The sequence below is a fragment of the Rossellomorea sp. y25 genome (genome assembly GCF_038049935.1).
Taxonomy (GTDB): Bacteria; Bacillota; Bacilli; order Bacillales; family Bacillaceae_B; genus Rossellomorea.
In genome coordinates this window covers 3,931,854-3,954,129 of sequence record NZ_CP145886.1, presented here as the reverse complement: position 1 = coordinate 3,954,129, position 22,276 = coordinate 3,931,854, and the positions used below count along the sequence as shown (strand labels likewise).

The following is a 22,276-nucleotide window of genomic DNA, read 5'->3' as shown; positions in this document are numbered from 1 at the left end:
TAAATCCTTTCTACATCATACCCACTCATTCCTTTTTTAAACGGGGGTGATGTGGTAAGTTTGTTGTTATTTAAGTTAGTAGAAGGTCAATTTCAGTGAATTATGTATCTACCTTCTAAAACAGTATAGAGTGAATCATAGACCGTTCCTTTCCGCTACAGGCACTTGCTTTCCGCGGGGCGTGAGTTGAGCCTCCTCGGGCTTTGCCCTGTGGGGTCTCAACTTTCCCGCTATTCCCGCAGGAGTCAAGTGCCTTCCGCTTCAATACACTCTGTGGTTCTTTAATAAGATAGATAAAGAGTACAGGAGATCTTGAAGAGTTAACTAATTACAAAGAACTTCCCACTGCAATTCTTAAAGGATATTAATAGATAATCTAAAAAAGACATAAACGAGAATATCTATTGCAAACAAGCATTTTCTGGCTTATAATATGTATTCGTGACGGTCATTCATTTCATGCCCTCGTGGTGCAACGGATAGCACGTAAGATTCCGGTTCTTAAAATGGGGGTTCGATTCCCTCCGAGGGCGTACTTTAATCCAGAGAGTTCCTGTGTTTGTAGAGAGACATTACAAGCACAGGAACTCTTTTGCGTTGTAGCTAATTAATAGAGCTAATTGGACAGGGACCTTTATATAAAGTTTAATAGTAGCCTCGGTTCTCCTCACATTTTCCCACTCGTTCCTTCATATTTATAGTACAAACCCACCAACTACCAACGAATTCCCATTAACGAACAGCCAATTTTATTGTAGAATAGACAAATGGGAGGTTAGTAATCATGAATTTGAAAGCAGGACTTTTTCAAAATCAACAATTAAAACTTCAAATGACGCAGCAGCTTTCTCAAGCCATCACCATCCTCCAATATTCTACGATGGAACTGAATGCTTATTTAGAAGCTAAGCAATTAGAGAATCCCCTTATACAATTAGAACCGCCTAAACTAGACCCCCTCCATCAACGAGAACCTTATACTTATAAACGAAATGCCGGCAATCACGAAAATACGGTGGATTGGTATGAATATGTATCCGTGCCAAAGAGGACTCTTGCGGATGCGCTATCTGTTCAATTAAATTTGAAATCGCTTACTTCTTTGGATAGAAAGGTAATGGAAGAATTAATATACAGCTTGGATGACAATGGGTATTTGAGAGTAGACGAAGAATCCTTCATTCAAAAACATGGTTTGGAAATGGCTCGACTAGAAGACTATATTAATAAGCTTCAGGAATTAGAACCGGCCGGGATAGGAGCGAGATCCCTGAAGGAGTGCATATCCCTTCAGCTGCAACGGAAATCCAATGTTCCCCCTCTGGTTACGATGATTGTCGATAACCATTTTCAAGCTTTTGCAGAAAAGAAGTGGAAGGCAATCGCCAATGATCTTGCCGTTGAGCTAAAAGACATCCAGCAGGCGGCTGATTATATCCAGCATTGCAATCCGAGACCCGGCTCAAAATATTCCCAGCATATCGCTGAATACATTATTCCTGAGCTGGTCGTAAAAGTGATCGATGGTCATACAGTGGCTGTATCGTTATATGATGGTACAACCGTAAACGTCACATATAATGAAGAATATACAGATTTCCTAAAGCATCACCCGGATAAGGAAGTCCAGTCCTATCTTCAGGAAAAGGAGCAAGACTTCGAGTGGCTATTGCAAAGTTTAAGACAGCGAAAGCAAACGATCCTGAAAGTAGGGAAGATGCTGGCTGAAAAGCAAAAAGCATTCTTCTTAAAAGGTCCATCCGCGATCCATCCTCTGACGTTAAAGCAAGTGGCCAATGAAATCGATGTTCATGAATCCACCATTAGCCGGGCTGTAAAAGGAAAGTATATGCAAACACCTTATGGGATCTTCGAGTTGAAGTACTTCTTTACCTCGGCGATCAAATCGGTCAAGCTCGAGGATTCAGAAGTAGCTTCTGCCAGGGCGGTGAAAAATGAGCTGCAAAGGCTGATTGATGAAGAAGATAAGAAAAAGCCTCTATCAGACCAGAAAATTGTCAATCTACTATTGGATAAAGGCTATGATGTTTCAAGAAGGACGATTGCCAAATACCGTGATCAATTAGGGATCACTTCTTCGACGATGAGGAAGAGGTACGAATAGAATCTTGGACTAGTGAGTGTACCAGGTACTCAATGGTTAATTTGTACCTGGTACACCGAAGCCATTTTGTACCAGGTACAAGGCCAACAAACGAAACGACGTTTCCTACAATTAAACAAAGCGAGGCAACAACATGAAACAAGTCATTTTTTACACACGCACACGATGCGGACTTTGCGAAGACGCAAAAATCACCCTGAAACTCCTTCAGGATGAGATGGGCTTTTCCATTGAAGAAAAGGACATCGATAAAAGCGATGTCCTCACAGAACGTTTCGGACTGATGATCCCGGTCGTGGAACTGGACGGGGAAATCCTTCAGTATGGGCAAATTGATTATTTTACGCTCAGCAAGCGTTTACATGAGAAAACCCGATAGTTTCTAGTTGAATTACGATTCATACCCTGATAAAATAAAATTTGAAAGCAGGGATGAATTTTTTTTAGAGGTAGTGGGACATAATATGTCTATGTGGGACCTTTAAAGTCCAACGCAACCACGCACTTCATTTGAAGGAGCTTTTATCTATGGAATCTTTAATTGACATACAAAAGCGATTATTACCTGACCTGCTTGAAGTTATGCAAAAAAGGCATCAAATTCTACGGTCCATCCGTTTCATGCAGCCTGTCGGACGCAGAAGTCTTGCCCAGAATATGGGGCTGACAGAACGCGTTCTAAGAAGCGAAGTGGAGTTCCTGAACAATCAAGATCTCATTGATATCAAAACCTCTGGCATGATCATGACGGAGGAAGGTATCCAGCTTTTAGAGAACCTTGAAAGCATGATGAGAGAGATTTCAGGAATCAACGTTATGGAACAGGAATTAAAATCTTTACTAAATCTTCATGAAATTGTAATCGTTCCTGGGAATAGTGATGAGTCTCCTTGGGTAAAAGAAGAATTAGGGCGTGCATCAGCTTCTAGTATGAAACGTCGCCTGAAAGGAAATACTATCATCGCTGTGACTGGAGGTTCGACGATGGCAGCCGTAGCAGAAAGGCTGACACCTGATTTCTCTGACGATACCTTGTTTGTTCCTGCTCGGGGTGGAATCGGAGAAGACGTTAAAAACCAGGCTAACACCATATGTGCCAAGATGGCTGAGCACACAGGAACGCGACATCGTGTTTTATATGTGCCGGATCAGGTTAGTAAAGAAGTATACAAATCCTTCTTGAAAGAACCGATGATCAAAGAGGTTTTGAATTTGATCAAATCGGCTAACATGGTTCTCCATGGGATTGGAGATGCTATCACAATGGCTGAAAGACGGAAGACCACTGAAGAGGATTTTGAGAAAATCACAGATGGTCATGCTGTCGGGGAGGCATTTGGTTATTATTTTAACGAATCGGGTGAAGTGGTACATAAGGTGCCAACGATCGGCCTGCAATTAGAAGATTTAAGTCACATCGAAAACGTCATCGCCGTCGCCGGCGGAAGCTCGAAGGCGAAAGCGATTCGGGCGTATATGAAGAGTGCTCCGTATAAAACCGTGCTTATCACGGATGAGGGAGCCGCAAGAGAGCTTTTAAAAGGGTAAGCCCTTTTGAAATATAAAAAATCATCCTTAACTATCTAAAGGAGGAAATTATTCATGGCAACAAAAATTGGTATTAACGGATTTGGACGTATTGGACGTAATGTATTCCGTGCAGCACTTAAAAATAATGACGTAGAGGTAGTAGCGGTTAATGACTTAACTGATGCAAACATGCTTGCTCACCTTTTACAATATGATACAGTTCACGGAACTCTTCAAGAGAAAGTAACTGTTGATGGTGACTACCTTGTAGTCGGCGGTAAAAAAGTAAAAGTATTAGCTGAGCGCGATCCTGCTCAACTTGGTTGGGGAGATCTTGGTGTAGATATCGTTGTTGAATCTACTGGACGTTTCACAAAGCGTGCTGACGCTGCGAAACATATCGAAGCTGGTGCGAAGAAAGTCATCATTTCTGCTCCTGCATCTGATGAAGATATCACAGTGGTTATGGGTGTTAACGAAGACAAGTATGACGCGGCTAGCCACGATGTTATCTCTAACGCATCTTGTACAACAAACTGCTTAGCGCCATTCGCTAAAGTTCTTAACGATAAATTCGGAATCAAGCGTGGAATGATGACGACCATCCACTCTTACACAAACGACCAACAAATCTTAGACTTACCACATAAAGATTACCGTCGTGCTCGTGCAGCTGCTGAGAACATGATTCCAACAACTACAGGTGCTGCGAAAGCTGTATCTCTAGTACTTCCTGAGCTTAAAGGGAAACTGAACGGTGGAGCGGTTCGTGTTCCAACTCCAAACGTTTCTCTAGTAGACTTAGTTGCTGAACTGGATAAAAACGTAACAGCTGAAGATGTGAATGCTGCGCTTAAAGAAGCGGCTGAAGGCGATCTTAAAGGAATCCTTGCGTACAGCGAAGAGCCTTTAGTATCAACTGATTACAACGGTAGCCCGGCTTCTTCTACAATTGATGCATTATCTACAATGGTTCTAGAAGATAACATGGTAAAAGTAATCTCTTGGTATGACAACGAGAGCGGATACTCTAACCGTGTTGTAGACCTGGCTGGTTATATCGCTTCTAAAGGACTTTAATCGATAAAGTTTTGTAAATTGACATCATTAGCATGGTGATTGATGGATAAATTTTGTCCCACCATCTATAATGAAGATGTGATGAAGGGGAGCGGGGAAGATTCCCCTCTCCCTTTTCTTATTGCCATTTCTATTTTTTTGAAAAAGATGTAGAAATTGAAAACTAAAGGAGGCCTTTTACGATGAACAAAAAGTCGATTAAAGATGTCGATGTAAGAGGGAAACGCGTATTTTGCCGTGTAGACTTCAACGTACCGATGTCTGAAGGCAAGATTACAGATGAAACTCGTATTCAAGCTGCTCTTCCTACTATTAAGTACTTAGTGGATGGCGGAGCTAAAGTCATTCTGGCTAGTCACTTAGGGCGTCCTAAAGGTGAAGTGGTGGAAGAACTGCGCTTGACCCCGGTAGCCGAAAGACTTTCCGAACTTCTTGGGAAAGATGTAGCAAAAGCTGATGAAGCTTATGGTGAAGCTGTTCAAACCAAGATCAGCGACATGGCTGAAGGCGACGTTCTTGTACTGGAAAACGTCCGCTTCTACCCGGGAGAAACAAAGAATGATCCTGAACTCGCAAAAGAATTTGCAGCGCTTGCCGATCTTTATGTGAACGATGCATTCGGTGCGGCTCACCGTGCACATGCTTCTACTGAAGGAATTGCCAAGCATCTTCCAGCTGTAGCTGGCCTTCTGATGGAGAGAGAACTGGACGTATTAGGAAAAGCTCTATCTAACCCTGAACGCCCATTTACAGCAATCGTTGGTGGAGCAAAAGTAAAAGACAAAATCGGTGTCATCGACAACCTATTAGATAAAGTGGACAACCTGATCATCGGTGGAGGACTTGCTTACACATTTGTGAAAGCCCAAGGCCATGAGGTAGGAAAATCCCTTCTTGAAGAAGACAAAATTGATTTAGCCAAGCAATTCATGAAAAAAGCAGAAGATAAAGGCGTTAAATTCCTTATGCCTGTTGATGTAGTCGTTGCTGATGACTTCTCAAATGATGCAAATACGAAGGAAGTGGATATTGATTCGATTCCTTCTGATTGGGAAGCACTTGATATCGGGCCTAAGACTAGAGCGTTATTCCAGGATACGATCAAAAGCTCTAAGCTTGTGATCTGGAACGGACCGATGGGTGTATTCGAATTAGAAACATTTGCAAATGGAACGAAAGCCGTAGCGGAGGCGTTAGCCGATGCAACAGATACATATTCTGTTATCGGTGGTGGTGACTCTGCAGCAGCCGTTGAAAAGTTTGGCTATGCTGATAAGATGAGTCATATTTCTACAGGTGGTGGAGCATCCCTGGAGTTCATGGAAGGAAAAGAACTTCCTGGAGTAGTGGCTCTTAACGATAAATAATCGCTTTTCAAAGACCAACAATTTTTGGAACCGATTATATAACAGAAAGGATGAGTACAATGCGTAAACCGATTATTGCGGGTAACTGGAAGATGAATAAGACTTTATCGGAAGCAAAATCTTTTACTGAAGAAGTACAAGGATTAGTTCCTGATCAAGAGGTTGTCGATTCTGTCATCTGTTCTCCAGCCCTATTTTTAGAAAGCTTAGTGAACATTTCAAAAGAATACAAGGTAGAAATTGGTGCTCAAAATATGCACTTCGAAGAAAACGGAGCATTTACAGGGGAAGTCAGTCCTGTAGCGCTTTCTGATTTAGGCGTAAAGTATGTCATCCTTGGGCATTCAGAGCGTCGTGAAATGTTCAATGAAACAGACGAGTCAGTGAACAAAAAGACTCTTGCTGCTTTCAAACACGGGTTAACTCCAATCGTTTGTGTAGGGGAGACGCTCGAGCAACGTGAAAATAATGAAACAAAAGAACTTGTTGGTAACCAAGTGAAAAAAGCACTTGCCGGCCTATCAGCAGATCAAGTGAAACATACCGTCATTGCTTACGAACCAATCTGGGCAATCGGAACAGGTAAGTCATCTACAGCTGAAGATGCGAACGAAGTATGTGCTCATATCCGTCAAGTGGTTGCAGGAGAATTTTCTCAAGAAGCAGCAGACGCAGTGAGAATTCAATATGGTGGTAGTGTAAAACCTGGGAACATTAAAGAATACATGGCCCAATCAGATATCGATGGAGCCCTTGTAGGTGGAGCAAGCCTTGAACCACAAAGCTTCTTGCAGCTTTTAGAAGGGGCAAGCACACATGAGTAAGTCACCAGTAGCGTTAATCATCTTAGATGGTTTTGCTTGCCGTAACACAAAAGAAGGAAATGCTGTAGCCCAAGCGAACAAGCCGAACTTTGATCGCTTGTGGAATCAGTACCCTCATAATCAATTAACTGCAAGTGGTGAAGCAGTAGGACTTCCTGAAGGACAAATGGGGAACTCCGAAGTGGGTCACTTGAATATTGGTGCAGGACGTATCGTGTACCAAAGCTTAACACGTGTGAATTTAGCGATTCGTGAAGGTGAATTCGAAACGAATGCCACTTTCCTTGACGCCATCAATCATGCAAAGGAAAAAGGCACAAATCTTCATATCTTCGGACTACTTTCGGATGGCGGAGTGCACAGCCATATCGAGCATCTTTATGCCCTTCTGGGTTTAGCGGCCAAAGAAGGAATGAAAGATGTTTATGTCCATGCCTTCCTTGACGGTCGAGACGTCGGCCCTCAAACGGCGAAGAAGTATATTGAAGACGCTGAAGCGAAAATGAAAGAAATCGGCGTGGGTCAATTTGCGACGATTTCTGGTCGTTACTATTCCATGGACCGTGACAAGCGGTGGGAACGTGTGGAGAAATCCTACCGTGCCATGGTTTACGGTGAAGGTCCAAGCTATCACGATCCGATGGAACTTGTGAACGATTCATATGAAAATGGAATCTACGATGAATTCGTCATTCCATCCGTGATGACGAAGGAAAACGGAGAGCCGGTTGCAACAATTAAAGACGATGACGCTGTAATCTTTTACAACTTCCGTCCTGACCGTGCGATCCAAATCTCAAATACATTTGCGAATGCAGATTTCCGTTCATTTGAACGTGGAGAGAAGCATCCGAAGAACCTTCACTTTGTCTGCTTAACACGATTCAGTGAAACGGTAAATGGATTTGTGGCATTCAAACCGACAAATCTTGATAATACACTTGGTGAAGTCCTTTCCCAAAACGGACTGAAACAATTACGTATCGCCGAGACGGAGAAATACCCTCATGTCACCTTCTTTATGAGTGGCGGACGTGAAGATGAATTCCCGGGAGAAAAACGAATTCTCATCGATTCTCCTAAGGTGGCAACGTATGACTTAAAGCCTGAAATGAGTGCGTATGAAGTAACGGATGCTTTACTTGAAGAAATCCGTGAAGACCGTCAGGATGCGATTATCCTGAACTTTGCAAACCCGGATATGGTCGGACACTCAGGGATGCTTGAGCCGACGATCAAAGCGGTTGAAACAGTGGATGAGTGTCTTGGGAAAATCATAGACCTTATCACTGAAAAAGGTGGAACAGCCATCATCACTGCGGACCACGGGAATGCAGATGAAGTTCTGACCGAAGAAGGCAAGCCTATGACGGCTCACACAACGAACCCGGTCCCTGTCATCGTAACGAAAGAAGGAATCGAACTTCGTGACGGTGGAATTTTAGGAGACCTAGCTCCAACCATGCTTGATTTATTAAATGTTAATCAACCAGCCGAAATGACTGGAAAATCACTAATTAAAAAATAAGGAGAGATTCTAAATGCCATTTATTACAGACGTATACGCTCGTGAAGTATTGGATTCACGCGGTAACCCAACAATTGAAGTAGAAGTATATACACAATCAGGTGCTTTCGGACGCGCACTAGTTCCATCTGGAGCTTCAACTGGTGAATACGAAGCAGTTGAACTTCGTGACGGTGAAAAAGGCCGCTACCTTGGTAAAGGGGTACAAAAAGCAGTCGATAACGTAAACAACGAAATCGCTGAAGAACTGATCGGTTATGACATCACTGAGCAAGTAGCAATCGACCAAGCGATGATCGCTCTTGATGGTACAGAAAACAAAGGTAAACTGGGAGCGAATGCAATCCTTGGTGTATCTATGGCTGTAGCTCGTGCAGCTGCTGACTTCTTCGGAGTGGAATTATACCAATACCTTGGTGGATTCAACGCGAAACAGCTTCCAGTACCAATGATGAACATCGTTAACGGTGGAGAGCACGCTGACAACAACGTAGACATCCAGGAATTCATGATCATGCCTGTAGGAGCTTCTACATTTAAAGAAGGTCTGCGCATGGGTACAGAAATCTTCCACAGCCTGAAATCAGTACTTAAAGGTAAAGGCTACAACACTGCAGTAGGTGACGAAGGCGGATTCGCTCCAAACCTTAAGTCTAACGAAGAAGCACTTTCTACAATTATCGAAGCAATCGAAAAAGCTGGTTACAAGCCAGGAGAAGAAGTTCTTCTTGCAATGGACGTTGCAGCTTCTGAAATCTACAATAAAGAAGACGGTAAATACCATCTTTCAGGTGAAGGCGTTGTCCGTTCATCTGCAGAAATGGTTGATTGGTATGAAGAAATGTGCAACAAATATCCAATCGTTTCAATCGAAGACGGTCTTGACGAAAACGACTGGGATGGTTTCAAACTTCTAACTGAGCGTATCGGTAAGAAAGTTCAGCTAGTTGGGGATGACTTATTCGTTACAAACACAACTAAGCTTTCTCAAGGTATCGAGCAGGGTATCGGTAACTCGATCCTGATCAAAGTGAACCAAATCGGTACACTTACTGAAACATTCGACGCAATCGAAATGGCGAAACGCGCTGGTTACACAGCAGTCATCTCTCACCGTTCTGGTGAAACAGAAGACAGCACAATCGCTGACATTGCAGTAGCAACAAACGCCGGTCAAATCAAAACGGGTGCTCCATCACGTACAGACCGCGTAGCGAAATACAACCAACTTCTTCGCATCGAAGATCAATTAGCTCACACAGCTCAATATCTTGGAGCGAAAACATTCTATAACGTTAACCGCTAATACAAGCAATTTGAAAAGCAGTCCCGTCTTTGGATGGGGCTGCTTTTTTGATTTTTGATGGCATTATTTTATCTATATCACCACCCTGGTTTGCCAAGACACGTTACAATTAACGTTTTTCAGCTAAAAAAAGGGTTTGACAAGCTAAAGAAGAACGTTTCAATGGTGATGTAGTCCATTACATTCGATTCTTTGCGGAGAAGACTGTTCCAAGGGGCTTTTAAGGGGGACTCGGATGGAAATCCGGCCGTTTTGGGTGGGAATCCAGCCGTTTTTGAGAAAAATCCGGCCGTTTCAGATGAAAATCCAGCCGTTTTCGAAAATAATCCGGCCGAAATAACCCAAAATCCAGCCGATTAACATTTTATCCCAAAATCGAATCGCATATCTCATTTTATTCCATCCCCACACCGACATGCGTTCGCGTCCCTAACCAACTCTTTCCACAATTCAAACAATATTACCTTGTCCACTGCATAATCCCTATGGTAAACTAGTAGTAATGTTATGTTCGTATCAGGAGGTGGGACTCATGCACACAATACTCGTCACTTTACTTATCATCGTATCAATCGCACTTATCGCCATTGTATTACTTCAATCAGGTAAAAGTGCTGGACTTTCAGGGGCCATCTCTGGTGGTGCAGAACAACTTTTCGGAAAACAAAAAGCTCGTGGTATTGACTTAGTACTGCACAGAATCACAATCGTATTATCGGTACTTTTCTTCGTACTAACCATTGCCATCGTAGCTATCTAATACGTACAAAAACCTGATCATTAAGGTCAGGTTTTTTTATTTATCATGTAAGTGGGGTAGCGGGTGATCCCTTCTATGCGTGAAAACAAACTTACTTTTCAAGCGAAATATTGGATTGTCTGACCAATGTTTGCTAAAAATAGAGAAGAACGAATCTTTAAAAGAGAGAAGCCTGCAGTATCAATCTTTTCCACAACTAATCAAACGTCTGTTTCACAAAAATCAAGAGAAAAACCTATTACATAATAATTACATAATAAAATCATTTAAACAATTGTTTAACAGGTTCAGGCCCTGCAAATCAAGGTTCCTATCAACTAATCAAACGTTTGTTTAAAATCAGATAAAAGGAGTTACTAGTCATGAAAACTGTATTACCAAAACCATTCACATTTGAAGCAGGTCCCCGTGCTGTTCTTTTACTACATGGATTTACTGGGAATTCTGCCGACGTCCGGATGCTTGGACGCTACTTGGAGAAGAAAGGCTATTCATCACATGCCCCTCACTATAAAGGACATGGGGTTCCACCTGAAGAATTGGTACATACCGGTCCTGAAGATTGGTGGCAGGATGTCATGGATGGCTATGAGCATTTAAAGAGTAAGGGATATGAAGAGATTGCGGTTGCCGGCCTTTCTCTTGGAGGGGTATTTTCTCTTAAATTAGGTTACACTGTACCTGTAAAGGGTATTATCCCTATGTGTGCACCGATGTATATAAAAAGTGAAGAAGTCATGTATAAAGGGGTCTTGGATTACGCCCGTGAATTTAAGAAGTTTGAAGGAAAACCGGAAGGACAAATTGAAAAAGAAATAGAAGAGTTTAAGAAAACACCGATGAATACGTTGAAAGCCCTGCAGCAATTGATAGCGGATGTACGGGAAAACGTGGATATGATCTATTCACCGACGTTTGTGGTACAAGCAAGACATGACCATATGATCAATACGGATTCTGCGAATATCATCTATGATAACGTTGAATCCGATGACAAAGACATTAAGTGGTATGAAGAGTCTGGTCATGTCATTACATTAGATAAAGAAAAAGAACAGCTTCATGAAGACGTCTACGGTTTCCTAGAGAAATTGGACTGGACGGTTTGATGAATTCGATGATCAGGAGGGATTGTCATGGACGAAAATATTAAAGAGCATGTGGATAGGCTCCTTTCCTATATGAAGGAAGAAGCATACAAGCCATTGACGGTACAGGAGCTTGAAGAAGCATTCGGAATTAAAGGGTCCACGAACTTCAAGGACTTCGTAAAGGCTCTTGTCGTAATGGAAGAGAAGGGGTTAGTCGTTCGCACTAGAAGCAATCGCTACGGCCTGCCTGAAAAAATGAATCTGGTAAGAGGGAAAGTATCCGCTCATGCAAAAGGATTTGCGTTTGTGATACCGGAAGAATCCGGGATGGACGATATCTTCATCCCTCCTAATGAAACGAATAACGCCATGCACGGCGATATTGTATTAGTAAGAGTGTCTACTTCTTCTTCAGGTTCGAGAAGAGAAGGAACCGTCGTCCGGATCGTCGAACGTGGTGTCGACCAAATGGTTGGTACGTTTACGGAAAGTAAGCATTTCGGATTCGTGATTCCCGATGATAAAAAGTTTGCCAGTGACATCTTTATCCCTAAATCTGCTCAAATGGGGGCAGCCGAAGGACATAAGGTCGTCGTGAAATTAACATCTTATCCTGAGGGACGTAAAAGTGCCGAAGGGGAAGTCATCGAAATCCTCGGGCATAAAAATGATCCGGGAGTCGATATTCTGTCGATCATCCATAAGCATGGGATTGACGTTGAATTCCCTGAAGAGGTCATGGATCAGGCGAATAAGGTGCCAAGTGAAATCGACGAATCGGAAATTCCAAACCGGAAAGACCTTCGTGATCAGACCATCGTCACGATCGATGGCGCAGACGCTAAGGATCTGGATGATGCCGTAACGGTGACGAAACTGGACAATGGGAACTACAAGCTTGGAGTACATATTGCAGACGTCACGTATTATGTCAAAGAAAGCTCCCCAATTGATCAGGAAGCCTTTGATAGAGGAACTTCAGTATATCTGGTAGACCGGGTAATCCCAATGATTCCTCACCGGTTATCGAATGGTATTTGTTCTCTTAATCCCAAGGTCGATCGTTTAACTCTATCCTGTGATATGGAAATTTCACCTGATGGCGATGTCGTGAAACACGAAATCTTCCAAAGCGTCATTAAAACTACGGAACGAATGACGTATTCTGATGTCAACAAAATTCTTGTCGATAAAGACGAAGAACTTCGAAAAAAATACGAGCCGTTAGTACCGATGTTCGAAGAAATGGAAGATTTAGCGCAGGTTCTTCGTACGAAACGCATGAAGCGTGGAGCCATCGACTTCGATTTCAAAGAAGCGAAAGTACTTGTCAATGATGAGGGAGAACCGACGGATGTGGTCCTGCGTGAACGCTCGGTAGCCGAAAAGCTGATCGAAGAGTTCATGTTAGTGGCAAATGAGACGGTTGCTGAACATTTCCACTGGATGGAAGTGCCGTTCATCTATCGTATTCATGAAGACCCGAAGGAAGACAAGTTGCAGCGCTTCTTCGAATTCATTACGAATTTCGGTCTGATTGTAAAAGGGACAGCGAATTCGATTCACCCTCGGGCTCTTCAAGAGATTGTGGAGGACGTCCAGGGGGAACCTGAAGAGATGGTCGTTTCGACGATGATGCTTCGTTCCATGCAGCAGGCGAAATATGACCCTGAAAGCCTCGGTCACTTCGGACTGGCGACAGAGTTCTACACTCATTTCACTTCACCGATCCGTCGTTACCCTGACTTGATTGTTCACCGTTTGATCAGAACTTATTTAATTGAAGGGAAAATTGATCAGGCAACCCGTGAAAAATGGGGTGCTCAAATGGGCCACATCGCTGAGCACACATCAAGCCGTGAGCGTCGTGCAGTGGATGCAGAGCGTGAGACAGATGAACTGAAAAAAGCAGAGTATATGGAAGACAAAGTGGGAGAAGAGTACGACGGTATCATCAGTTCCGTTACGAACTTCGGACTGTTTGTCGAATTGCCTAACACGATTGAAGGTCTTGTTCATGTGAGCTATATGACGGACGACTACTACCGGTTTGATGAGCGTCACCTCGCCATGATCGGTGAAAGAACGGCAAACGTATTCCGAATCGGTGACGAGATCACCGTTCGTGTCGTGAGCGTCAATAAAGATGAGCGTTCCATAGACTTTGAAATCGTAGGAATGAAGAATAATCGCAAGGAGCGCGAAGACCGCGTTCGCTCGATCCGCTCTGATAAAGGAAAATCGGACCGTGGAAAATCGAATCGATCTTCAGACCGTAAAAAGGACGGCGAGTGGTCAACGCGTCCGCCGAAAAACAACAAGAAGAAAAAGACGAATAAGAAACACTTTGAAAATGCGCCTCGAAGCAAACGTAAAAAGAAGAAATAAGGGGTGAGGAGCAATGGGATATCCTTTGCTCCTTTTCCTTTCCAAGTGTTTCGGTACAATTTTTCCGGGAGTTATGAGATAATAAACAGTAAACTCTAGAAAGAAAATGAGGGGATTCTAATGCCAAAGGGAGAAGGCAAGCTTATTGCCCAAAATAAGAAAGCTCGTCATGACTATGCCGTAGAAGAAACTTATGAGGCGGGTCTAGTACTGCAAGGAACAGAAATTAAAGCAATCCGTGGCGGCCGGGTGAACTTGAAGGATTCTTTTGCCCGTGTTCAAAATGGAGAAATTTTCGTTCATAATATGCATATCAGTCCTTATGAACAGGGAAATCGATTTAATCACGAACCTCTCAGAACACGTAAGCTGCTGCTCCATAAAAAGCAAATCAATAAGTTGATCGGTGATTCGAAGGAAGCAGGATATAGTATCGTTCCACTAAAGCTATATATCAAAAATGGTGTAGCTAAGCTTCTGATCGGTCTTGCCCGTGGTAAGAAGAAGTATGATAAACGTGAAGATTTAAAACGAAAAGAAGCGAACCGCTCTATCCAGAGAGAACTGGCTCAGCGTCAAAAAGGCATGTGATTGTACAGATTTCCGGAATCTGGCATTTGCAATTATCTCAGGATTTGTTATACTAATAGATGTCGCGAGGTAATCTTGTGGCTGTAAGAACAATTGAATAAGTGACTTACACGCTGAACTTATTCTTTCCCGTTCTTCCCTTTCTATCATGGGGACGTTACGGATTCGACAGGGATAGTTCGAGCTTAGGTTGCGAGCCGTGGGGATCGTCCACGATAAAACGTCAAAGCCAATAATAACTGGCAAAACTAACAATAACTTAGCTTTAGCTGCGTAATAGCGCTTTAGCTGTTCCTCCCTCCATCGCCTATGTGGTAGGGTAAGGGACTCACTCTTAGTAGGCTACGCCGGAGTCCACCGTCTGAGGACAAAGGAAGAGAACAATCAGACTAGCTGCACGGACGCCCGTCGATAGGCAGAAGCTGCAGTGAACTTGCGAATATATCGACTACGCTCGTAGACGCTTAAGTGGCGATGTTTCTGGACGTGGGTTCGATTCCCACCGTCTCCACCAAATACATATTTGGTGGTTTTTATTTTATCGATTTTAAGATTAGGCTTTAAAATACCGATATTATGTGCCAATTTTGAGCCATGCTCTGTTTGAATGCAGAAGCATGGCTTTTATTATTCACTTGAAGGACCAGTTTAATAGAATAACCTTTCTTACAACTTCCTAAATAAACTGACAATTAAATTGTGAATAAACCCCATTAGTGTATAATTACACTAATGGGGTATTCGTTTACAACTAAATTTAGAGTTTTTTAAAAAGGAGTAAAAAGGTAATGGTCAATTTTATCAAAAACAGAATATCAACTATCATTACGATCACATTGGTTAGTATTTTTCTTACTTATTTATCATACGTCGTCTATACAGATATAGGTGAGAAAAAGCGATATGAGGCAATATTTAGGTATTTGACAGTAGAGAAAGGATATAAAGAAAGTGATATATCAAAGATTGAAGCCGTACATTCAATACAGGCTTTTTTATTTTCCTATGAACCATGGAGTATACCGGTAGTATTTAATGACGAACCAAATGCTATTTATTATTATCATTATAACGACGGAGTAATTAGTCAGGGTGGTATTTCAGGTTATACAGAAAGTGAAGTATATAAACATTTTGAAAGTGTTAAGGGAGGGTTGGATAAAAGTAAATTGAGCGATTGATACATCCATTAGGACTTCAAAAGCAAGAGATCTGGGGCTCCAAGATAAAAAGTTCTATTTGAGGGGCGTTGAAACCAAATTTATAGAGTAATTTGCTATGAATTAGAAAAAATAGTGTTTAGGAAGGAGGGATAGCGAATGTCTATGAAAAGGGTAACAGGATTAGTCGTTGTGTTTGCAATGGTTATGGTGTTGACCACTCTAGGATCACAAGGCGTATTTGCCGAATCAGGTACTGTAACTCAGCTTATGGAGACGGAGAAAGTGATGATTGAGGTCGAGTTGAAAGATGATTACTTTAATCCGGAAGTCATCACGATTCCAAATGGGACAGCCACAACGTTGATATTGAAAAACAAAGGTAAGAAAGAGCACACCTTCACTGTGGAAAAGCTTGGGGTTGACGCCGAGGTCCAGCCAGGAAAAGAAAAAACGATTACTGTGAATCCGAAACAGCGTGGTACATATGAATTGATATGCCGGTACCATTTCCAGGAAGGAATGGTTGGGAAAGTAATCATCAAATAAAAAGCGGGCCTATATGGCCTTGCTTCTTTTTGTAAAGGAAATCCACTTATTATGACCGTGATCTCATCATGACAATTGAATTTCCTTCACAAACGGATGCTAAGTTCAGAAATGGATCTATGTATTATTCATAATAGTTCCACCTCTTATAAATGGTAAATAGTATATAGGATAACTGATACTAATTTGAATGGGGTGGAAAGGTGAAATATTTTAAACCTGTATTTGATGACGTTCGTTCATCTCAACTAATATTCACTCATCATAAAAAAACGATGAAGTTCAGTTTAGTGTCTATTTTTGCCTGTATTGCTGGTATTCTGCAGGCTGCTGGTGGCTTTTTACCAGGTATAGGATATTTAATAAGTCCCCTCGCCACTGCACCTATTCTGTTATGTTCCATGTTCTCCATTCCATTTGGAGGAATGTCCTATTTACTGACAATCATGTTGTTATTTATCCTGCAGCCCACTGAACTAATTGTCTTTCCTTTTACAACAGGATTGTTAGGACTTGGCATAGGGGGATCCTTTCACTTTTTTAGAGAGAGAGTAAGTATCATTGCTACAGGTGCCATTCTTTTAATGGCAGGAATTATGAGCCTGCTATTTATTGTTGACTTCCCGGTTTTAGGGCCTGCATCCCCTGGTTTCTTTTCATTACTTACAACGGGAATTATATGTGTATTTGCTTTTCTTTATAGCTGGTTGTGGGTTGAAATGGCTTTAATCCTTTATAGAAGATTAAAGAGGATGATTATTTAAGATCATGGAATTATTTCAAAAACAGTGCCTTGGTTAAGGTCAGTCACTTTCGTAGAGCTATAAACCCCTAAATATAATCTTGTCTGCTTTAGATTCGTCCCCAAACTAACATAATAGGCAGATTGAGACCCAAAATCATAATCGGTCTGTATCACACTAAACTCATTTTGTTTACCATTTAGCCTTACGGTGGTGTAAGCTAAGGCCCCTCTAACCTGAGGGTGGGATTCTTTCCGGGCAAGATCGGTGAACACAACGCTTCCTGTTAAACCAGGGATTCTTTTCCCCATATACGGCTGGACTCCTGTAAGTGCAGTTCCTTCAAACTTATCGGGTCTGGTGTCTTTATGAAAATAACTAGTTAATGGATGAAGTCGGTTTCCTGAAAGTGTTACTGCTTCATTGTAAAAGGCAATAGATTTCTCATCCCAATCCGGAGTTCGTGAGCAGGCTTTAATAATCGAAGCAGGAAAATCACCTTCCCAGCCCCGCCAGCCAAAGTTGATGAACTCTTCATAGTCATGTTTGAAATTCATGGAAGAAGCTTGAACAAGCTGAGTAACCTGTATTGGCTGATACTGAACAAATGAAAAAATCGACTCGACCAGATGCTGTCCGACATTTCCAACATATTTAATATACTGATTATAGTATCTTTGAAATGAAATGCCTGGTATATTGCGAACCCCCTTGGCCATTACGGTGAGCGTTTCCTGAATAGATGTGGGAAGTTCATTAAAACGAGTGACAATGGGTGGGTTATTGATGGGTGTATTCTTATTTACATCAATTTCAATTATTTTACCAGATATTTCCATGTTGTCCTGACTTAAGTTAAATGGATCATAGCCAGACCCGCCATCTCCGGTTGTTAAAACAAGGTTACCTGTTTCGGGTGAGAAATTTAAACTATTGAACCCATTATGATTATAAAATGGTCTTCTTAAATTAAGCAATGTCCGTCGTTTCCTGGGTGTCCCATTCGCATGTAATATCCATTCTTCGATCGTATCAATATGATCATATTGATTTTCCCTATTTGTCCACCTGAGGTTTAATGTTGCAGGATCACACGGGTCAGGCTTATAAGTATCATCAAGCGCACCTGATCCTTCTGTTCCAGCGGCTGAATAATGAAGATAAAACAGACCATTCAAAGTAAACTCTGGATGAAATGCCATCCCCAGTAATCCCCGTTCATCATAACCGCCTCCAGAAACGCCCAGTCTTAGAATTCGTGAGCGAATATCTAAAAACGTCCGGATAACTCCATTTCTTATGTAAAAGATTTCTCCTACCTGGGTTGCGATAAATAGTCTTTCCCTTGAGTCACCCGGGAGTAAAGCCGTTTTCAACACAGTGGGTAAATTGATCTTACTTACGATAGGCTGTAAACCAACTTTTACTTTTATCAACTGACTTTGCCCTCCTTCTTATTGTTTTCTTATGATAAGAATATGATTTGAACCGTCTATTAGTACAAAATCAGGCGGGAATCAGACAAGGCTTATGGAGCGTCAGCTTGGTTTACAACCCTTGTTTACTGATGATACTGTGAAAAGTTACTGACTATTGCTATCTTTATGAATTGGTTTTCCAATAACGGTATAAAAATGAATTCATAAATAGATTTTTACATACATCACGCTTTAATAGGGGATTTTATTGGTATCTATCAAAATGGAGGCATATTTATGGACTACAAACTATTCAGTGCAATCAACCTGCTTTCTGGTCGCTCGGAACCGGTTGATTTACTGATGATCTTTTTATCAAAAAAGATTCGTTATGTTTTTATATTTGTTTTGCTATTCATGTGGTTTCGAAATGATCATTATAGAAGAGTGTCGTGGAATGCAGTGATGTCTTCTGTAATTACTTTGTTTCTTCACACTTTGGTTAAGTTATTCTACTTTAAGCCGCGTCCATTTGCCAAACGGCGGGTCGGCATACTCATTCCATCAAGAACGGATTCTTCATTTCCAAGTAAGCATACCTTGCTGGCATGTGCCGTTTCTACGTCCATTTTTCTTTATGATCGTTTCCTTGGTTCGATCATGTGGATACTATCTGTGTTGACAGGTCTTTCCCGGATTTGGCTGGGACATCATTATCCATCTGATATTATCGGAAGTGCCATCATAGCCTCTATGACCAGCATGGTAGTGAGTAAAACTGCTGGTGGTTTTAAAGGTGAAGGAACACATCACTGAGTGAAGGTTCATTACATGAGCGTGGAAATTTACTATAAGAAAATAGCAACGGCAAAAACCTCTCTTCGTTCAATAGCGATGAGAGGTTTTTTCTTTAAATAACCACGGAATGACCTATTAACTTTCCACTTGCTCCTCTTTTTTAATCGTGCCGGAAAAAACGTTCTCATACAAATACTGAAATCCATACATAAATATCGATTTTAATAAAAAGAGTAACGACAGCTGCATTCGTGTAAACCTGATCAAGGTGACATATCCGATCCTCTTGAACCAATTCAACATGAAGATAGTGAAAAAAGAATCTACAATCAAATTAACCAGGAAATAGATCCAGAACTTCCCGTATGTGTATTTAAATATCCAAAATGACCCAACAAAAAAAGGACCTAGAATCAATGGCAGTTCAGCCAGTACATTCGGTTTGATGGAAAAAGGAAACCACCACCATTTTCTCCGGGTAGCCAAAATGCCCTCTGCTACTAAATATACGCACATAAACAGTGTACCGGGTAGAAATCTAATGAACGTTTTTTTGCGCAGAAGTGGAAGGGATAACCAGGGCAGCAAGGCCATTAACATAATCATTTGTTTTCTATTCTTCATAGAAGGACACCCTTTTCATCATAGTGGTAAATATATTCTTCCTTTTTTATGAAAAACTTATGTACATTCGTGCACGATTCTTTAATCTAATGGTAGTTCTGAATGAAGTCCTTCTTTTTTCACTCCTAATTAAATATATAAATAATAAAAAGGGGGTAAAAATGTGGCGAATCAAATGATCACGACATGGGAGGAGCACTTATTCTGGCTTGAGGTATTACAGGATCATGCTTATTTCATCAGAGACCACTTATCTGCCGCTGAAGCAGAGTATGTGGGTGTTTCACAGCAGTACATTCAACTATTCGGGGAGCTTATCGACCAATTAAACCGCGTTCCGCGTACAGCAGACCATCAGGATGAAACCATGGTCTGGTTTTCGAATAAGGTGTGGCCGGTGGCCAAAGGTTATTTCGAATTTGAAGGAATGCTGCAATCGTTAAGGATCGATAATAAAGTTAATCTAAATTTATCCCCTACTTACCTAAATGGCACGCTTGCAGAAAACCAGGAATACTTGCGGATTTTAATGTATCTCCAGAAGGGTGAAGAGCCAGAGCCGCTTCCTTTGGTGAATTTGATGGATTTATGGCTTGAAGATCAGCTGGGGCACGCGGTATTATTTCAAAACATACTCGATCCCATAGAAATTAACGCGAGCAGGCAGGCAGAGGCTTATATTAACCAATATCAAGTGTATATCATTCAAAATCGGCATCTGAAAGGATATCTCCGATTTAAGCAGCCTGGCTTCGCCCGGCAGAGGGAATTTGCCCATGAAGTTGGTCAAACGACTTTGGAAATGAGTCAGTATATCTCTGGAATGGTTATGAAATATAATAAGAAAAAACTGCTGAATAAAACCACTCTCCGTTTTTTAGAACATCATTTCCCTGAAACCTGTTATTTCATTAAAAAGCTCAGCTATTATTCTCCAAAGCTCAAGGAGGCTGCCGGGACTTGCTCTTTAAAAAGAGCCACCTATTTATGATAGGTGGAAGGGGATATCTGAAAGGTGATTGGTATTAGATGCCTTTCACGGAAAGAAGTTATGTAGGGTTTAATCATCAGCAGGAGGGTTTTATATAAAGGTTGAACGGCAGTGGTAAGGGAATCTTACTTTTCTAAATAATCAATTCATAAACCGCTCTCAAAATTATTCTTGAATAATTTTGAGAGTTATTTTTTTGAGATGTGAGAAATTCTTTCCAACATTGTTACCGTTCTGTGAATAAACTTCGACGAAATTTCGAAAATCTGTTTAAAGTTAAGTGAAACAAGGGTACCTTTTAATAGAATTTGATAGTATAGGTCTACAGTGATAAATCCGACATAAAGGAAGGTGATTTCCCCTATGTTCAATAAATTCAAGCCATACTTGATTGTCTTGATCAGTCTGGTTTCCTTATTTTTCATCATTATATTCAGTTCGGGAAGTGAAATGATCATTCTCGATCCGAAAGGGCCGGTAGGGGCCGTTCAGAAAGATCTCATCATGCTGTCAATCTACTATATGCTTGGCATCATGGTTGTCGTTCTTTCCTTCTTTACTGTTATTCTCCTAAAATATCGCAGCAGTAAAAAGGATAGCGATTACAAGCCCGAAATGCACGGGAGTACGAAATTAGAAATAATATGGACGCTTATTCCAGTTTTGATTGTTATTGCCTTGTCTATCCCAAATACAAAGGCATTATATGAATTAAAGGAAGCTCCAAAAGCAACTGCTCATAAAGATCCGATTGTGATCCATGCGACTGCTGCTGATTGGAAATGGATCTTCAGTTATCCAGAGGAAGGTATTGAGACAGTTAATTATGTCAATGTACCGGAAGATCATCCCATTTTATTTAAGGTGACGGCTGCAGATTCCATGGCTTCTTTCTGGGTGCCTCAAATCGGCGGACAGATTTATGGTATGCCGGGAATGGTGAATGATTTATACTTACAGGCTGATGAGCCGGGAACGTATGATGGAAGAAATTCAAACTTCACTGGTGAAGGGATGACCCACCAAAAGTTTGATTTTGTTGCGTTAGAAGAAGAGAAGTATAGAGAGTGGGTAAAAGATGCTCAGGAAAATGAGCCGAAGCTGACGGAAGAAACGTATGAAAAGCTCATGCTTCCTGACACCGTAGACAAGATGACTTTCTCATCTACTCACTTATCCATCGTCGACCATGGGAAGAATTCTGAATATGCCATGGCGATCCGTGAGAAATATGGTGTAGAGGCATCTTCACATGGTGCGGATAAAGATGCTGAATCAAGTCATGGAAATCATGGTGATCATGGAGACATGGAGGATCATGATCACCATGAAGACCATGATAATGAAGAGCATAAAGGCCATGAAAATAACGAAGGACATGAACACTAAGAAAGGAGGACTTC

At 41.5% G+C, this 22,276-nt stretch carries 20 protein-coding genes, 1 tRNA gene and 1 other RNA gene; 20 read left to right on the top strand and 2 right to left on the bottom strand.

All coding sequences use genetic code 11. The annotated features are described in order from the left end of the window. Positions 1-461 precede the first annotated feature (461 nt). The 17 genes from AAEM60_RS19925 to AAEM60_RS19845 all read left to right on the top strand — a co-directional run bounded on the left by AAEM60_RS19925 (position 462) and on the right by AAEM60_RS19845 (position 17,063). A tRNA-Arg gene (locus tag AAEM60_RS19925) sits at positions 462-533 on the top strand. Between the two features lie 251 nt (positions 534-784). After that, a complete protein-coding gene (gene rpoN / locus AAEM60_RS19920; RefSeq protein ID WP_299743306.1) occupies positions 785-2,125 on the top strand; it encodes an RNA polymerase factor sigma-54 in 1,341 nt (446 codons plus the stop codon). A 133-nt stretch (positions 2,126-2,258) separates the two neighbouring features. Then, the gene (locus AAEM60_RS19915; RefSeq protein WP_341356953.1) at positions 2,259-2,504 is read left to right on the top strand and encodes a glutaredoxin family protein; all 246 of its coding nucleotides are present in this window, start codon (positions 2,259-2,261) and stop codon (positions 2,502-2,504) included. A 149-nt stretch (positions 2,505-2,653) separates the two neighbouring features. Then, positions 2,654-3,673 (top strand): sugar-binding transcriptional regulator, encoded by a 1,020-nt coding sequence (locus tag AAEM60_RS19910; RefSeq protein WP_341356952.1) that lies wholly within the window; start codon positions 2,654-2,656, stop codon positions 3,671-3,673. 54 nt (positions 3,674-3,727) lie between these two features. Beyond that, positions 3,728-4,735 carry a type I glyceraldehyde-3-phosphate dehydrogenase gene (gene gap / locus AAEM60_RS19905; RefSeq protein WP_044338275.1) on the top strand — a complete coding sequence of 336 codons (1,008 nt, stop codon included), beginning with the start codon at positions 3,728-3,730 and terminating at the stop codon, positions 4,733-4,735. Between the two features lie 182 nt (positions 4,736-4,917). Then, entirely contained in the window at positions 4,918-6,102 is a 1,185-nt protein-coding gene (locus tag AAEM60_RS19900; RefSeq protein WP_341356951.1) for a phosphoglycerate kinase, read from the top strand. Positions 6,103-6,161: 59 nt separating this feature from the next. Then, complete coding sequence (tpiA, locus tag AAEM60_RS19895) at positions 6,162-6,926, top strand: triose-phosphate isomerase (protein WP_299743325.1); 765 nt, start codon at positions 6,162-6,164, stop codon at positions 6,924-6,926. After that, positions 6,919-8,454, top strand: coding sequence for a 2,3-bisphosphoglycerate-independent phosphoglycerate mutase (gpmI, locus tag AAEM60_RS19890; protein ID WP_299743328.1), 1,536 nt, complete (start codon positions 6,919-6,921; stop codon positions 8,452-8,454). Before tpiA ends, gpmI begins: the two co-directional genes overlap by 8 nt. Before the next feature lie 13 nt (positions 8,455-8,467). Then, on the top strand, positions 8,468-9,760 hold the full coding sequence (gene eno, locus AAEM60_RS19885; RefSeq protein WP_044338271.1) for a phosphopyruvate hydratase: 1,293 nt from the start codon (positions 8,468-8,470) through the stop codon (positions 9,758-9,760). Positions 9,761-10,292: 532 nt separating this feature from the next. Next, a complete protein-coding gene (gene secG, locus AAEM60_RS19880; protein ID WP_044338270.1) occupies positions 10,293-10,520 on the top strand; it encodes a preprotein translocase subunit SecG in 228 nt (75 codons plus the stop codon). Positions 10,521-10,882: 362 nt separating this feature from the next. Further along, on the top strand, positions 10,883-11,629 hold the full coding sequence (locus AAEM60_RS19875; RefSeq protein ID WP_341356950.1) for a carboxylesterase: 747 nt from the start codon (positions 10,883-10,885) through the stop codon (positions 11,627-11,629). A gap of 27 nt (positions 11,630-11,656) precedes the next feature. After that, the gene (gene rnr, locus AAEM60_RS19870; protein WP_341356949.1) at positions 11,657-13,999 is read left to right on the top strand and encodes a ribonuclease R; all 2,343 of its coding nucleotides are present in this window, start codon (positions 11,657-11,659) and stop codon (positions 13,997-13,999) included. A gap of 120 nt (positions 14,000-14,119) precedes the next feature. Beyond that, positions 14,120-14,590 (top strand): SsrA-binding protein SmpB, encoded by a 471-nt coding sequence (smpB, locus tag AAEM60_RS19865; protein WP_044338267.1) that lies wholly within the window; start codon positions 14,120-14,122, stop codon positions 14,588-14,590. 150 nt (positions 14,591-14,740) lie between these two features. Beyond that, positions 14,741-15,104: a transfer-messenger RNA gene (gene ssrA / locus AAEM60_RS19860) on the top strand. A gap of 274 nt (positions 15,105-15,378) precedes the next feature. Then, positions 15,379-15,771, top strand: a complete 393-nt coding sequence (locus AAEM60_RS19855) for a DUF3139 domain-containing protein (RefSeq protein ID WP_341356948.1) — start codon at positions 15,379-15,381, stop codon at positions 15,769-15,771. Between the two features lie 138 nt (positions 15,772-15,909). Then, the gene (locus tag AAEM60_RS19850; RefSeq protein ID WP_299743359.1) at positions 15,910-16,299 is read left to right on the top strand and encodes a cupredoxin domain-containing protein; all 390 of its coding nucleotides are present in this window, start codon (positions 15,910-15,912) and stop codon (positions 16,297-16,299) included. 203 nt (positions 16,300-16,502) lie between these two features. Next, positions 16,503-17,063, top strand: a complete 561-nt coding sequence (locus AAEM60_RS19845; RefSeq protein WP_299743362.1) for a hypothetical protein — start codon at positions 16,503-16,505, stop codon at positions 17,061-17,063. 2 nt (positions 17,064-17,065) lie between these two features. Here the strand turns inward: AAEM60_RS19845 and AAEM60_RS19840 are convergent, their stop codons facing one another. Beyond that, entirely contained in the window at positions 17,066-18,478 is a 1,413-nt protein-coding gene (locus AAEM60_RS19840; protein WP_341356947.1) for a PQQ-dependent sugar dehydrogenase, read from the bottom strand. A gap of 279 nt (positions 18,479-18,757) precedes the next feature. On the opposite strand from AAEM60_RS19840, the gene AAEM60_RS19835 reads away from it, so the two are divergent. After that, positions 18,758-19,276 (top strand): undecaprenyl-diphosphatase, encoded by a 519-nt coding sequence (locus AAEM60_RS19835; protein WP_299743367.1) that lies wholly within the window; start codon positions 18,758-18,760, stop codon positions 19,274-19,276. Between the two features lie 117 nt (positions 19,277-19,393). Here AAEM60_RS19835 and AAEM60_RS19830 read toward each other — a convergent pair whose 3' ends face one another. Next, positions 19,394-19,882 carry a hypothetical protein gene (locus tag AAEM60_RS19830; RefSeq protein ID WP_299743369.1) on the bottom strand — a complete coding sequence of 163 codons (489 nt, stop codon included), beginning with the start codon at positions 19,880-19,882 and terminating at the stop codon, positions 19,394-19,396. 163 nt (positions 19,883-20,045) lie between these two features. On the opposite strand from AAEM60_RS19830, the gene AAEM60_RS19825 reads away from it, so the two are divergent. Next, on the top strand, positions 20,046-20,873 hold the full coding sequence (locus tag AAEM60_RS19825) for a DUF2935 domain-containing protein (RefSeq protein WP_299743370.1): 828 nt from the start codon (positions 20,046-20,048) through the stop codon (positions 20,871-20,873). A gap of 363 nt (positions 20,874-21,236) precedes the next feature. Further along, on the top strand, positions 21,237-22,262 hold the full coding sequence (qoxA, locus tag AAEM60_RS19820) for a cytochrome aa3 quinol oxidase subunit II (protein WP_299743383.1): 1,026 nt from the start codon (positions 21,237-21,239) through the stop codon (positions 22,260-22,262). Positions 22,263-22,276 lie beyond the last annotated feature (14 nt).